This window comes from Gammaproteobacteria bacterium (assembly GCA_019748175.1).
Taxonomy (GTDB): Bacteria; Pseudomonadota; Gammaproteobacteria; order JAIEPX01; family JAIEPX01; genus JAIEPX01.
On sequence record JAIEPX010000014.1, the window covers coordinates 100,830 to 115,512 of the forward strand.

Consider the following 14,683-nt stretch of genomic DNA (forward strand, 5'->3'; position numbering starts at 1 on the left):
GATAAATTAAGCTCCGCTTCTTTGATTCAGCAAATATTCAAATCAAATGTGATTTCATTTTGTAATTGTTTTGGTCTGTCGTGAAGATTTTCAAGTAAAAAACGCACTGACATGCGATGTCTGCCCACGCTAATTTCTGGATAAATGCCGATATTTTCAGGGAGGCTAACACGCACCAGTTCACATGGATTGTTGGGATCAAGAGCTTGCTGATAAAATCCATCGCGCGCAATTTGTTGTGATGAAACTGCCCCATTTCGAATGAGATTCAATAGTAAAAAAACAGTCTCGCGTATGTTAACAAAATGTTTTATCCAAGCATTCAATGTTTGAGTTCGATGAGGGCTAGGTTGTCGTAGCCAGAGTTGGTAAGAAGGCAGGCAAAAATTGCATGCGCCACCAGGATTGTAAGTGTATTGTCTAATATTATTTAAAAATTCATTTTCACGTAGTGCAGCTCCGATTTTACCAGGTAAATTAAATAACGTTTCATTCAATCGATCAATCTCTTTTAGCAATTCATGTAATTTTTCTTTATCGACTTGAGGAGATTTTTCTAATTGAGCAAGTTTTGCGGAATGTTGTGAGAGCGCTTTAGTGAGTTTTGTTTTTAAATCAGGCCTGTCGACTACGTTTAAAATTTCAAGAACTGCAGATAAAGCAACGCGACTACCCCATTCTGTTTCGATGGGAAGATTTTCATCCAGTTGTTTAAAAAGATGTTCGAGGCGCAAGCACAGGCGGACATGCTCATTCATGGGCTGTTCAAACGTTATTTTAGGGGTATTATTGAGCATAAACTCTCATTTCCTCATCCGCTATAGGGGGATAGTAGCAGAGTTTTTGTGTAGCGAAAACCGCTGATGTCGACTATCGCAGAATTAATGGGATTGGCTGTTAGAGTATTCTGCACTATTGGCTGCTTGAGGGGTAGAGGGGCGATTTTTGCTGAGAGCAACGCACACTAATCCACCGACAATTAACAGCATGGCAGTTACGACCGACAAGTCGATGGTCTCGCCAAGGATGAGTGCTGAAAATAAAAGCCCAAGAACTGGGACGCCGAGATAGCACAAAGAGGATGTTACAGCAGGAAGATTTCTGAAAACGGTGATTGAGGCCCAGTATCCGAAAGCCGTCGCTAATAGGCCATTATAAAATAGTGTGAGCCAGAGCGTCGAGTTCCATTGAATTGACGAGAGCGGTTCGTGATAAAGCGCGACGGCGGTAGTCAAAATGGTGGCTAATAATAATTGCCAAGGTAGTAGTGTCAGTGGATCTGAATGCCATTGACTGAAACGAGATTGCAATATCGCGAGTGCCCAGACAAAGGCGGACAGTACAAGTAAAATGTTGCCAAATACGATGTTGCCATTGCTCCAATCTAAGCTGCTAGGTGCAAATAGAACAACGATGCCGCTTAATCCTAATAAGACCCCGATCAGTTTTATGGGGGTGACTTTTTCGTGGAAGAATATTGCTGCGAGCGGAGTGACCCAGAGGGGTGTTGAGTAAGCGAGAATCGCTGAACGACCTGCGCCAACATAGGATAATCCCGTGTTGATCAGCATTAAAAACAAAGTCATTTGAAGAAGGCCAATACCAAAGATGATCGGTAAATCTTTGCGTTTGGGTATACGAATAGCACCCGCGGCACCGAGAGCGATAATAGCGGCCGCGCTTCCGATAATGAATCGCCACGCTGAATACCATAACGGCCCCATAAAAGCTAAACCAATTTTACTGATGGGCCATGCTAATGCCCAAATCACAACATTGGTTAGGAGTAATAAATAGATAGTGCGTGTGCTGGGGTCTTTTTTCATTCGAAGAGTCTATCACAACAGTTTTTAAAATCTATAAGTATAAACAGAATGATCGTAAGTTATTTAAGGTGGATCTAGAAATTAGGGGGGGCAGCATCTCCCGGTTAAGGATTTTGGATGTTTTGCTCACTCAATACCCTGTATTCAAAGCTGTTGATTCAAAAACCGGGAGATGCTTCCTTTGATATATTCAGGGGAGAGAATCACGATTCTCTCCCCTAAAACCCCTCATCGTGAAAGGAAGCTCTTCTAACACCTTGAATGCAAATGATTTCTATGAGCCGGAAACTGCTGTTAGGGGGAGTATTTTATTGCTCCCCCAGCAATCCCCATTGTTCAATGGATAAAAATTAGTCTTCGTAATAGCGATAATGTTGTCGGTGATGATAACGATGTCGATAATTTTGGTCTCTATCTATATTTCGACCGACTTGATTTCCTACTATCGCTCCCGCTCCAGCACCAATGACTGGGCCAAGTACGCTATGAGGTGCTATGGCATAACCTACTAAGGCGCCTGTGCCCGCACCCACAACCGTCCCGCCTTCCTCATTAGTTGCACAGCCTACTAGTGTTGCGCTCGCGAGAATCGCACTGCAAGCTGCTAATTTAAATGCTTTCATACGTTTGCTCCTTTAATTGACTTCTCGTTGATAATTATAGCACAAGGGCAAGAGTGGGTTATTTTCCATATTTATCAGTAGGTTATGAAAGGCGCGAAGTCATTCAAACGCCAGATAAGGCAAGATACTTCTTGTGCAGCTCACTGATCTCGTCACGCAATTTTTCCATACTTCCGTCATTGACGATCACATCATCCGCGACAGCGAGGCGCGCATCGGGAGTGGCTTGAGATTGAATAATCGCAGAAATTTCGGATTCAGGACGTTGATCGCGATGATTGACTCGACTGATCTGTAACGATTGAGGCGCTTCCACCACCAATATTCGATCAATATCGGGGTTTGGTAACGTTTCGACCAATAATGGAATCACGACGATGCAATAAGGTGAGGTCACTTTCTTTTTTGCCATTGCAACTTCTTCGCGGATAAGAGGATGCAGTAATTTTTCTAGCCACGTTTTATCATCAGGATTATTGAAAACTTTTCCGGCCAATTTGTTGCGATTTAAGGTGTGATCTTGATTAAGAATTTCATTGCCAAAGTGGTCGGCTATATTTTGTAAGGCTAAGGTGCCTGATTGAACGACATGGCGAGCAAGGATATCCGTATCTATAATTGTTATTCCCAAATCAGCAAAAAAATTCGCAACCGTTGTCTTACCCGAGCCAATTCCACCTGTTAAACCGATTGTTAGCATATTAAAAACTCACATCCATCAAATTGCAATAGGCAGAGACAATATCTTGCCCCCAGATCATCGAAATGAATGCGGCGATGGCGATAAAAGGTCCAAAAGGAATGGCTTCGCGAAGATTGCCGCGTCGCATGAGCAAATACACAATCCCGATTACTGTTCCTAACAAGGAAGATAGAAGAATAATCAGAGGCAACATTTGCCATCCAAACCACGCTCCACACGCTGATAATAATTTCGCGTCGCCTAACCCGAGTCCTTCAATACCTCGCCAGTGATGATATAAAAAAGCAATTATCCAAAAAAAAACATAACCAAAAACCGCACCAAAAATTGCATTTTCTATTGGGGTGAAAATCTGAGCTGTGTTAATCAAAAGGCCGGCCCACAACAATGATAGCGTTAAATTATCGGGCAATATTTTATTTTCAACATCGATATAAAATAAAATAATCAGCGTCCATGAAAATCCCAGCGCTGCAAGAAACTGCCAGCTAGCGCCATAATGCGCCGATAAAAATAGGGAAATAATGAGCGAGGATAATTCAATTATCGGATATCGAAGAGGAATTTTTTGAGCACAACAAGCGCTTTTTCCTCTCAAAAATAAATAACTGAAAAGTGGAATATTGTGATAAGCCGAAATATTTTTTTTGCAAAATGGACAGTGCGATCGCGGTACTGCTACATTAAACGTAGTTTTAAATCTACTTTGTTTGATATTGTCACTTGCCAATGTAATGGCAGTCCAACTTCTTTCTAACATGATGGGTAAACGATAAACCACCACATTGAGAAAACTCCCAACACAAAGACCCAAAATACCGACGAGGCTAAAAAATAGCATTTGATTGCTTTGAAATATTAAAACGACGCTATCGAGCATTCCAACACCTTACTGACTTCAGTTATATTGAGCATAGCCCTGCTGAATTTGTGTGTCAAATTCTCTGGCCAGGATCTTGACTCGATTTGGTAGGGGTATTTCAAAGTTTTGATTTTTCCAGGGATTGACAATAGTTAAGAGCTATAATTTTAAATTCAAAGAAATAACCCCGAGCTATCTTTTTCTTAGGTCGTGAATTACTATGAGTAAATCTGATTAATCGCGAAATTTCAATTAGGAAGTGAACTATGTCAAATGTTTTAATTATATCTGGGAGCAGCGATATTGGCTCGGCAGTTGCCAAGAAGCTTGTCGAAACGGATAATAATGTTCATTTAACTGGTCGTAATGAAGAAACTATCGCTCCAATAGCCAACGAATTAAATGTCACATATTCTGTTTTGGATGCCAGCCATTTTAATGATGTAAACTCAACTTTTGAATTGGCTCAAGAGAAGTTAGGGGCTATTGATGCTGTTATCAATTGCGCTGGTTCATTGCTATTAAAATCAGCACATCTCACCACGGAAAGTCAATATCATGAGGTGATACAAGCTAATCTCACCACCGCATTTGCCGTTGTGCATTCAGCTGGCAAATACATGTCTCAAAAAGGTGGTTCTGTAGTATTGGTGTCATCTGCTGCTGCTTTGGTGGGGCTTCCCAACCATGAAGCTATTGCTGCTGCAAAAGCAGGAATCATTGGACTGGCACGATCAGCCGCTGCTACTTATGCGAATAACAACTTGCGTTTTAATGTTGTTGCACCAGGGCTTGTTGAGTCAAAGCTAACGGTTGCGCTTACCCAAAGTCCAGTAGGTCGTAAAGCATCTGAGTCAATGCATCCATTAGGTAGGTTAGGAACGCCAGAAGATGTGGCTTCGGCTATTTTATTCTTTATTGCACCTGAAAATAGTTGGGTAACTGGTCAAGTATTATCCGTTGATGGCGGTCTGAGTTATATTCGGCCCAGAGTAAAAGCGTGAGTTGTTCATAAAGGATTAACGTATGAAGATTATCATCTCTGGTGCCACTGGCTTTGTAGGTCGAAATCTCGTGCCAGCACTGTTGCAAAATCAGCATGAAGTCACTGTGATTGGTCGAGACATTAAAAAAGCAAAACGTGTATTTCAAAAAGAGGTGACTTGCTTATCTTGGGAGCAATTGGATTCTATCACGCCCGACACTTATCATGCTGTGATCAATCTCGCCGGTGAAAATATTGCAGAGAGACGATGGTCAGATGCGACTAAAAAATCCATTAAAGACAGTCGTATCAATACCACAAAAAAATTGGTGAAGTGGTTACAAAAAACAGATACAAACAAGCCGCATCTTTACAACGCTAGCGCAATAGGGATTTATGGTTTGCAAGACTCTGGTGAAACGTTGCCTCCAAAGTTGTCTGAGTCGGTGCCCATAGACTTTGAGAAGCCTAAGGATTTTTTAAGTGAAATTGGAGTGGAGTGGGAGTCAGCAACGAATGAGATCGCAGCTGCAGGCTTGCCTGTTACCTTGATGCGTTTTGCTGTTGTGTTGAAGCGCAGAGAAGGCATGCTAAAAAAACTTGAATTACCCTTCGCATTAGGGCTTGGCAGTATTCTGGGCAACGGTCATCAGGCAGTAACCTGGATCGACATTGATGATTTAGTTAACGCGATACTATTTCTCTTGAAACATCCCGATATCACAGGTCCTGTTAATTTATGTGCTCCACACGCGGTTTCACAAAAATCATTTGCAAAATCCCTCGCCAATACGTTGCATAGACCTTTATTTTTAAGAATGCCATCTGCGATAGTTAACTTGTTGTTTGGTCAGATGGGCAAGGAATTATTGCTCGGTGGGCAAAATATCTATCCGGAGCGATTGCTAGAGCTAGGTTTTCAGTTTTTATATCCTGATCTCGATTCAACTTTACAGCACGAATGGAAAAGATAAGTTCTGTCTGCGCTTAACGGTCTAGCAATGACTTGATTTAGCTTAGGACCGCGGGTGATAATGCTCCGCCCTTGCCGGTGTAGCTCAGTTGGTAGAGCAACTGATTCGTAATCAGTAGGTCGGAAGTTCGACTCTTCTCACCGGCACCAAAATGAAAAATGCTGATGAGCAAAATACTCATTTTGTCCAAGACGCGGCTAAGTCATCTAAAGCTTGGTCAGTGACTCGATAAACTGTCCATTCGTCCATAGCTTTTGCACCGATACGCTTATAAAATTTTATAGCGCTTTCATTCCAGTCTAATACCCACCATTCTAGACGTCCGCATTTTCTGGTTTTGGCTAAATGCGCGAGATAAGCTAACATTTTCTGGCCGATTCCTTTGCTTCGTGCCACAGGTTTTACAAATAAGTCTTCCAAATAAATTCCAGGACGGCCAAGGAAAGTTGAGAAGTTATGAAAAAATAAAGCAAAACTTACCGGTTGATGATTGAGATAGCCAATTAACACTTCAGCATGTGCATTTTCACCAAATAAGGTTTCTTTCAATATCTCTTCTGTTGCAACAACCTCATGCAGCAATTTTTCATACTCAGCAAGTTCTTTGATAAACGAGAGAATAAGAGGGGTGTCCTCAATACTTGCTGGTTTGATTTCAAATGTTTCAGTCATATTTTTTACCATGTGCTGTAAGATGGCTTAGTGTCTTTATTTTTTTGGAATAAATCAAGATCTGCCTTTTTGTGATTCAAAATAATACTTCGCTGTGATAAAGTGCAGCTTCTAATTATTACTGAGATTAATCAATGCAAAAAGGACTTTTTCATCACCAAGTATTAAATGGGAATAGGGCCGCGATCGAAAGAAAGGGAAATTGGTTTTATTGGAGTCCTGGAAATAACACATTTCAAACTGTTGAACAGCAGGTTCAAGGTTTTAGTATAGGTAATTCCAGTCAATATGCTCATATATCAGTGCATAATGCTTGGCCTGAGGATGTGGATAATGTCAGTTTATTTGAATCATTATGCAAGCCAGCAGAGGCTAGAACTGAATTTGATAGACTAATAGCCCAAAATTATAAACTTGCATGTGCCATCATTTATCGTTCAGGTAGTAAGTCGCATATTATCGGTACTGGAGGGCGTTTAAATAACGGAATTGTGATAACAGCAAAGCATTTATATCGAGAACTAGATTTCAAAGATTTGTATGTTAGGTTTTTTCATTTCAATGTTGAGCGCGATTATGGCAGATATGTAGTATATGAGGATTATATTGATATACCTATTCTTGGGGCAGTAGATTCAGGCTGGGGATATGATGTTGGCTTTCTTGATGTTCCAACGCTGTCTAGCTGGTCCTTACATCAAAAATATATCAGAGGTGCTGCGCTGTATAATAATCAATTTGGTCAACCGCTGCCTGATGGAAGATATTTATTGTTTCATTTTGCAGGTGGATTTCCACAAGTATCCATAGGTAATCTTGCTCATGACATGGCTAATGCAAGTTCACTACAAAATATAATCGGATTACAAGCTGGGCCTGGCGCTTCTGGTGGAATGTTACTTTGGTGTAGTCTTAGTGGTGCATTATCAGCAGCGGGAATCTCTGTTTATAGAAGTTTTCTAAATGGTATTCCAGAAAGACATTTGGTTAGCTTCGATGATCTAAATGAATCGCCACTATTCAGAGGTAAAGAGGCTCCGTATTATTATAATCCAAACTTCAGTATTTTTCGTTCGCATTCAATTTGGGAAGATGATGGGTACGAGTATTTAAGGTGGTTTGCGGGATTTTACGGTGAAAATAGTGGGAATGCTGATGATAAGCCAGATGATGAATATTTTAGGTTAAACGTACCCCCAGGATTTCAATATCATCATATAGTTCAAAAAATTGATATTTATTGGCTTTACCAACATTTTTACGAATATAAGCAATTAGCAAGACCTGCGAAACGTGAGGAATATCCAGGTTATCGACAAAAGTTAGTCAAAAGAATTCCACCAAAACTTGCCAAAGACATTACTGATAGAGTATCGCAATTAGACAAGTATTCTAATAATACTTTTAAACGTCGTGTTCGTGAGGCGGTCACAGACTATTATAGTGCAGACGAACATGGACAAGCATATATTGTTCAGCAGGAAATTATTTCGAAAGAAATGGAGGAAGATAAAAGCAGAGATATAACAGATGAGTTACTTTTATCTACTGATGGTAGGTATAGAAGAGTTCATGAAAAAATCAATCAATTATGTCATCCATTAAATCCCGGGAAATCATCATTTTGTTGGGGATTTTGGAACTTATTTAAGGGGCCAAAATCTCGAAGTGATGACCCAAAAAATAATGAAGGAACGCGTTGCGAAAAAAATAGACCAAAGAGCTTTGATCCAACTCTTTGGGGGCTACTTACCGATGAACAAGAAGGGCTTGATGCGAGTATATGCGTTCTTAAAGACGCATCGACAAAAAATAATGACGAACATCTAATTCGTGCTGAAAATATTGTTTACCAATCTCTGTCTAGAATTCAGAATTATTGGTTACGTAAAACTGGTCCCAATCCTATGGCTCCGCAACCTCATAATTATAATGATAATGATTGGGAAGTGGGTGGTGAAGAGGATGGTGTTACTGTTTATAAGTTGAAACTATAAGGAGAGGTTATTGAAATTAAACGATAACTACAAAAAGTGCGTTGCTTTTTTACAATATCAAATGAGTGATGGGTCATTTGGATATGCAGGGACTTGTTTTTTCATTTTGCATAAATCAGAAACGAAAGAACTCGGATATGTTGTCACAGCTAAACATGTGCTCGATGGAGTGAAACATACTGGGGTCGGTGAAATTTATATAAGATTGAACTTGAAAGATGGGGAAACCCGCGTATATGAGACACAGATTGCAGATTGGATAACGCATTCGGACCAAACTGTTGATGTGGCAATTTTGCCAAGTGGCCTGCCGAATGAGGTTGATCATCTTTTTTATCCAAGTTCAGCCTGTCTGACAAAGGAAGTTGAGATAACGGCAGAAATTAGTTGCGGTGAAGAAGTTGTAATTGCGGGTTTATTCAAACATCACGCTGGTACAAATAGAAATTCACCAATCGTACGAGTAGGAAATATTGCCTTAATGCCAAGTGAAATGATCAATGTTTCAGGTCAAAATAGAGATGTGTATTTAATTGAGTCTAGATCGATCGGCGGACTAAGTGGGTCACCCGTATTTATAAATTTGGGACATACTAGAATGATAGGGGGTCAAATTAAACAAGCAGGTGAGTATATTTTACCATTATTTGGAATTGTGTTGGGGCATTTTGACTCCGATAAAAATGATATAGATAGTGTATCTGATAGCAGTGATTTTAAAGGGCAGGTCAATTCTGGTATTGCTATCGTGACACCAGTTGCGAAATTAATTGAAATGTTAAATTTAGAAAGCGCGTTTAAAATCAGTAAATAATATTACTTATGTTAAATAAAACCGATGGATTGATCGCTTTAGCTTGATTTAGCTCAGTTCTCAATAGATAATTCAATGGGATTTCTCATTGTGAACTGCAAGGAGGTGCAATATGGGCAATCGTCCAGATTTAAGTGGTGAAATAGCAGCAAGAAACATAGAGAGCAATGAAGATATTGCAGCAGATCAGTTGAGGGCAAGATCCAAGATGTTTTTTGCTGGGTTATCTTTTGCTGTCTTATCTTTTATTGGTTCTCATCCAATAGTGACGCATTCTTTAATCTTAAAATTTATTGAAACGATTTCATTATTATCTCTTTTTTTTGCGGGTATAATATTATTATTACGGTTAGAACAATATGTAGGACCACTCAAAAAATTCAAATCAATCGAAGAGTACCTTAAATCACCATCATATTACCTTTATAAAAAAACTATTATATTTATTTTTTACGAAGAAAAAAGTTATTGGCCATGTTTTATTTTTGGAATAGCAGGAATGCTAGTCGATCGTGTTGCGGTGTTGTTTTTAAACTGAACTTTAATATTTAAGATCCTAAGTCTAGCGTTAGATTTTTAGACTATTTATTATGTGAGACGAATGTTATTATAGGATTTACTAAGGAAACATAGTAATGAGTTTTTCTAAATGTGTGCAAAGGCTCCAAGAAAGTACGACATACAAAATTTTAGCTATGTTATGTGTATGCTTTACGATCTTTAGCGCTTTTCGGTTAGCTGCTATTTGGCTAAACTTGATTCCCGGATATTATCTCGAATGGCATCGGATTGATTCATTGGAACCAATAATTAATTTATTTCCTGGAGAGCAAATAGGTCTTGATATGGAATTTTATGATTCATTTCCTAGAAAAAATATCTCTTCCGCGAGCTGGAAAGTAATCAGAGGTAATGATGTCATTTTTAATGAAGATGGGCTTGAGCCGACATTTACATTGCCACCTACAGAGGGTGGTATATATAAATTACAAGTTGAAGCTACAACAATTGTAGGGAGTAAAAGAAAGGGAGAGAGTGCGTTCTATGTAATACAAGATAAGCCAAAAACTAAGAGAATTCACATGTCTACTTCAGTTAAATTAACGCCACAAGATACTAATCCTTCATTACTAAAAAACATTCAGTCAAATGGCGCTGAAGTGTATTCCGGGAATGGCCGATGGACCGCGATAAAGGTTTTAAAGACTAACGATGGTGTTAATTTATCTTTTAAGCCAAATGAAGATATATCTTTATACGGAGATAACAACAAGCTTTTATTTAGGTCAAAAAACGAAATAAATAAATTATCCAGTTATGGCTCTGCTCATTTTCCTATAAAGTCTCCTGATTCCATAAATAAGAGGTGGTAAGCATCAGTTCGGATGTAATTTGTAAGGTACAGATATAAATGAAACGAAATTAATTATTTATGGCAAAGGCTATATAACAAGAATAAGCTAGTTTATTATGAAGGTAAGTTTTATCTGGATGATGATTTCGTGCTTTATTTCACGAAAAATTTAATGGGCAAATTATGAAATATACTATCAGCTATGAATCTGATCCAAGGCATCAAGATATTCAGATATTATATGATGGCCTAAAAGAGCATATGATAGCCAAACGCGACTTAAAGCCAATTAGTTTCTTTGGGTACTTCATCAAAGATGAAAACGACAACATTGTCGGTGGGTGTAATGGATGTTTCATATATGGCTGTCTCGTTGTCGACACTCTTTGGGTTGCTGAATCGTTGCGTGGACAAGGTTATGGAACGAAGCTTATGCAAAAGGCAGAATGTATAGGTATGGAAAATGAATGTCATTTTATGACGGTGAACACGATGGATTGGGAGGCTCTCGATTTCTATAAAAAGTTGGGTTTCACCGTAGAATTTGAACGTAAAGGTTTTGATAAAGACTCAATATTTTATTTTCTACGGAAAGACTTAACATGAAGACAGTATGAGAATACATTATGAAAATTGATATACTTGAAGCTCCGGTTGATAAAGTGCCTGTTATACAAAACATGGCAAGATTCTATGCTTATGACTTATCAAAATCCTGCGGATTTTATAGTCTTTTTGACTGGTCATTTCCCGAAGACGGCCTCTACGAAGCGCTTGATTTAAGTAATTACTGGAAACCAGATCATTATCCTTTTTTGATAAGAGTCGATGGTGAGTTAGCAGGATTTGTGCTAATTGATAAAATCGGTACAACATCCGATGTTGATTGGAACATGGGACAGTTTTTTATTGTCGGTAAATACCAAGGAAAAGGTGTTGGTCGCCAAGTGGCTGTACAGATATTTGAGAAATTTTCAGGAACTTGGGAAGTAATGCAAATGCCAGATAATATCCCAGCCATAGCATTTTGGAAAAAAGTTATTGCTGGCTATACGAATAATAAATATTCAGAAGAAAGAAAAATTATCCAAGAGCCTCAGCCCCACGAAAATATCGTTCTTAAATTTATTGTTGCTTAACCTTTGTATCTGCCAACATTAAAGTTATCTATAACATAGCTATGTTATAATTTTATAAGACCGCGGATGGTTATGAAGGATAATGTATGACTATCCTTCGTCGTGTCTTGAAATATTCAAAAAGTATTCTATACTGAAATCATAGCCAACTTGATTCCAACGGAGAAGTTTATATGTGGATTTCTAGCGCAAAGAGTGAGATCTTAAAAAAGAGGGTTATAGGTATCATTTTCTGCGAGGTTTATATTACAATAGACATACAAAAAAATATTTAGTGAAGAAGGAAGCTGTTGATGACAATCCTGAAGAATGGTTAAAAGATAAGATAAGTGAAGAAAATAAATATGAATGGATGTTTTATTTTAATACAGTACCAACCGCTGGACAATTAAATGAAATTCTTCAGGATATTCAATGACGAAGCAAGAAGAGATAGAGGATAAAATACGAGGTGAATATGATGAGATTCTACCTCAGTTGAGAAAAATTGAATCTTTGCTCGTTTCAACAGTTAGGTGGAAATTAAAATAATTAAATTTCAATCTTGAAGAACATGAGCGTATAGATATAACATCCAGAATAAAAACATGTAAGAGTTCAATTTCTAAGCTGAAAGTAGAAGATCGTGGTCGAAATCATGAGGGGTCTAAGAAAAGCGAGTTTTCAAATAAAAATCATGATCATTCTTTGAATAATTTAACCGATTTAGTTGGTCTTCGTATTTAGGTATTTCCTGGTGATAAAATGACGTATATTAATGAGCTAATAAAAAAAGAATTTAGTTGGAATATGGATGAAACCTTCCGTTATGGATTTCAATATCAAGGAAAAATTAAAGAAAACGAAAATATTGGGTGTGAGATTCAGATTGTACCAATGTTGATTGGTAAGTATTGGGAAGTGGAGCACTTCGTTCTATATAAACCATTGCCGTTATATAAAGATATAAAAAAAGATTGTCCTGAAATCAAAGAGTTATATGATAAAATATGCGAAACGTTAGAAGATTTCGAGAAAAAATTTTCTGAGTTTGTGAAAAATCAGAAGTCTCGAAAGTAATATCTATGAGAGTGATATCAATTTGTCAGATTTATCGTATTGATTTAACTCAAAAGTTTACAATGAGAAAATTTTTTTCATATATTTCGGTTATTGCTGGTAGTTCTTAGTTAAAGCGTCGTGGTTTAAGTTAATGCGTTAGTCTTACCACTTTACTGACATATCATGAGCAAGAAACCTACTAAAATCAATAATGTCATTGTTAACAGATGCTTTTTCAAGAGACTCCATATATTGTCTTCTCGATTCTACTCTAACGATTGTCCACGAATAACCAGCAGTTACCCATAAAACATTCATGATGAAACGCCCGATGCGACCGTTACCATCCATATACGGATGAATAAATACGAAAATAAAATGGCCCAAAATTGCACGTGCGACTGGATTGTCTTCGTTAGACAAACATTGAAAAAACGCTTCCATACAATCCAATACTGCTTCCTTTGGAGGCGGAGTATGCAAAGAATTTCGAATAAAGACCCTATCGTTACGGTAACCAGCCAATTGCTTTCTCTCGATTAATCCTGCTTCTATCGATGGTGAAAATAACTCTTGATACCAAATTGTCAGATCATGCTTAATTGTCTTGGCAACGTCGTCTCCCGCGAAAATTTTTCGGATACTATTTTTTACAGCGTTAAAGGCATTGTAATAACCTTTAGCAGCCATCGCATTGCGCTGATCTCTGTCAAAGTCATTATTATTTGGATTCCAATTCCCATCTCTAATTTTTACAATGAGTTCTTTCGATACTCGATAACCTTCTATGGAAAGTGAGTGATACGCATCGTTCACGTAGATCTCATTGATCTTATCTATGAGATCATCAATTTTGTATTTAGTATACGCTTTCTGTGGAAATGTTTTGATAATATTTTCACGTAATGCGCTCCACATACTTATTATTCGCGCCTTGTATGGTGAAGTCATGTATTCTTTTACTGAAAAAGTCTTTTGGCTAGACAAAAATGGATTAGTCGATTTTACATCATAGCCGGCTGCATTCATCGCACCAATTATTTGTTCGCCGAAGTTTTCACGACCGATGTGCTGATACGCGCCTGCCAATCTTCCTGCAGCCATTACCGCGCCAGAGTCCAATAAAATTGTATTAAGCTGACTTGGGTCTCGAATCAAACTCAATGCAATTTCAGCACTAATTGGATCCTTTTCAAAAAATGTATTTGACACACGGCAGAGCGCCAAAGTGATAGGCATTACCCTTATATTATCTTTGGTTTCAACTTCCTGCGGAAATTTTTTTCTATCTTTATAAATAAGGATGCTGACTTCGAATGGTAATGAGATTGTCTGATTTGGTCCATATTTTGTCATAACAATGAGTTGCTTTGGTATAACGGTGCTACTTACGTGTACATCAAGAGACGATTCAGCAGACAGACAATAATCATCATCTAAACGGAATTTCAGGTACTGAGCAATGAAGTGCCAATAACTTGCATACCAAACAGTGCTTTCGCCTTCCTTTGCTTGGGGTGAACAAAGTAAATACCAGCCCGAAGCAACTGGCATTAACCAGCCACCTTTCTGAAGTCGTTCACGATCCACCCTGGATATTGCTTCAGTGCGTACAATACCGTCTTTGCTCATCTCTTCAGCGCGGGTTAGCGATTCGGCTAATAGTTTGTGAAATGGTTTTGCCATTCAAATT

General features: G+C 38.3%; 17 protein-coding genes and 1 tRNA gene. 11 read left to right on the plus strand and 7 right to left on the minus strand.

Features of this window, described 5'->3' with window-relative positions; genetic code table 11:
* Positions 1–26: 26 nt before the first annotated feature.
* The 5 genes from zapD to K2X50_07625 all read right to left on the minus strand — a co-directional run bounded on the left by zapD (position 27) and on the right by K2X50_07625 (position 3,993).
* A complete protein-coding gene (gene zapD, locus K2X50_07605; GenBank protein MBX9587111.1) occupies positions 27–797 on the minus strand; it encodes a cell division protein ZapD in 771 nt (256 codons plus the stop codon).
* Positions 798–881: 84 nt separating this feature from the next.
* Positions 882–1,826 carry a DMT family transporter gene (locus K2X50_07610; protein MBX9587112.1) on the minus strand — a complete coding sequence of 315 codons (945 nt, stop codon included), beginning with the start codon at positions 1,824–1,826 and terminating at the stop codon, positions 882–884.
* A gap of 350 nt (positions 1,827–2,176) precedes the next feature.
* Positions 2,177–2,449 carry a glycine zipper 2TM domain-containing protein gene (locus tag K2X50_07615; GenBank protein ID MBX9587113.1) on the minus strand — a complete coding sequence of 91 codons (273 nt, stop codon included), beginning with the start codon at positions 2,447–2,449 and terminating at the stop codon, positions 2,177–2,179.
* Positions 2,450–2,552: 103 nt separating this feature from the next.
* Positions 2,553–3,149 carry a dephospho-CoA kinase gene (gene coaE / locus K2X50_07620; protein MBX9587114.1) on the minus strand — a complete coding sequence of 199 codons (597 nt, stop codon included), beginning with the start codon at positions 3,147–3,149 and terminating at the stop codon, positions 2,553–2,555.
* A 1-nt stretch (position 3,150) separates the two neighbouring features.
* Positions 3,151–3,993, minus strand: coding sequence for an A24 family peptidase (locus tag K2X50_07625; protein MBX9587115.1), 843 nt, complete (start codon positions 3,991–3,993; stop codon positions 3,151–3,153).
* A gap of 287 nt (positions 3,994–4,280) precedes the next feature.
* Here K2X50_07625 and K2X50_07630 point away from each other — a divergent pair, with 287 nt between their 5' ends.
* From K2X50_07630 to K2X50_07640, 3 genes are all read left to right on the plus strand, one after another.
* Positions 4,281–5,018, plus strand: coding sequence for an SDR family oxidoreductase (locus K2X50_07630; protein MBX9587116.1), 738 nt, complete (start codon positions 4,281–4,283; stop codon positions 5,016–5,018).
* Between the two features lie 22 nt (positions 5,019–5,040).
* Positions 5,041–5,973 (plus strand): TIGR01777 family oxidoreductase, encoded by a 933-nt coding sequence (locus K2X50_07635; GenBank protein MBX9587117.1) that lies wholly within the window; start codon positions 5,041–5,043, stop codon positions 5,971–5,973.
* A gap of 73 nt (positions 5,974–6,046) precedes the next feature.
* Positions 6,047–6,122 (plus strand) — tRNA-Thr (locus K2X50_07640).
* 28 nt (positions 6,123–6,150) lie between these two features.
* Here the strand turns inward: K2X50_07640 and K2X50_07645 are convergent.
* Complete coding sequence (locus tag K2X50_07645) at positions 6,151–6,645, minus strand: GNAT family N-acetyltransferase (GenBank protein ID MBX9587118.1); 495 nt, start codon at positions 6,643–6,645, stop codon at positions 6,151–6,153.
* 134 nt (positions 6,646–6,779) lie between these two features.
* Between K2X50_07645 and K2X50_07650 the strand changes: the two genes are divergently transcribed.
* The 8 genes from K2X50_07650 (at position 6,780) to K2X50_07685 (ending at position 13,008) form a co-directional block, all read left to right on the plus strand.
* On the plus strand, positions 6,780–8,642 hold the full coding sequence (locus K2X50_07650; protein ID MBX9587119.1) for a hypothetical protein: 1,863 nt from the start codon (positions 6,780–6,782) through the stop codon (positions 8,640–8,642).
* Between the two features lie 10 nt (positions 8,643–8,652).
* A complete protein-coding gene (locus K2X50_07655; GenBank protein MBX9587120.1) occupies positions 8,653–9,456 on the plus strand; it encodes a serine protease in 804 nt (267 codons plus the stop codon).
* Positions 9,457–9,568: 112 nt separating this feature from the next.
* Complete coding sequence (locus tag K2X50_07660; GenBank protein ID MBX9587121.1) at positions 9,569–9,994, plus strand: hypothetical protein; 426 nt, start codon at positions 9,569–9,571, stop codon at positions 9,992–9,994.
* Positions 9,995–10,091: 97 nt separating this feature from the next.
* A complete protein-coding gene (locus K2X50_07665) occupies positions 10,092–10,829 on the plus strand; it encodes a hypothetical protein (GenBank protein MBX9587122.1) in 738 nt (245 codons plus the stop codon).
* 164 nt (positions 10,830–10,993) lie between these two features.
* Entirely contained in the window at positions 10,994–11,416 is a 423-nt protein-coding gene (locus K2X50_07670) for a GNAT family N-acetyltransferase (GenBank protein ID MBX9587123.1), read from the plus strand.
* Between the two features lie 20 nt (positions 11,417–11,436).
* On the plus strand, positions 11,437–11,949 hold the full coding sequence (locus K2X50_07675) for a GNAT family N-acetyltransferase (GenBank protein ID MBX9587124.1): 513 nt from the start codon (positions 11,437–11,439) through the stop codon (positions 11,947–11,949).
* Between the two features lie 274 nt (positions 11,950–12,223).
* Positions 12,224–12,367 (plus strand): hypothetical protein, encoded by a 144-nt coding sequence (locus K2X50_07680; protein ID MBX9587125.1) that lies wholly within the window; start codon positions 12,224–12,226, stop codon positions 12,365–12,367.
* Between the two features lie 326 nt (positions 12,368–12,693).
* Positions 12,694–13,008, plus strand: coding sequence for a hypothetical protein (locus K2X50_07685; GenBank protein ID MBX9587126.1), 315 nt, complete (start codon positions 12,694–12,696; stop codon positions 13,006–13,008).
* Between the two features lie 144 nt (positions 13,009–13,152).
* Here K2X50_07685 and K2X50_07690 read toward each other — a convergent pair whose 3' ends face one another.
* Positions 13,153–14,676, minus strand: coding sequence for a Fic family protein (locus K2X50_07690; GenBank protein ID MBX9587127.1), 1,524 nt, complete (start codon positions 14,674–14,676; stop codon positions 13,153–13,155).
* Positions 14,677–14,683 lie beyond the last annotated feature (7 nt).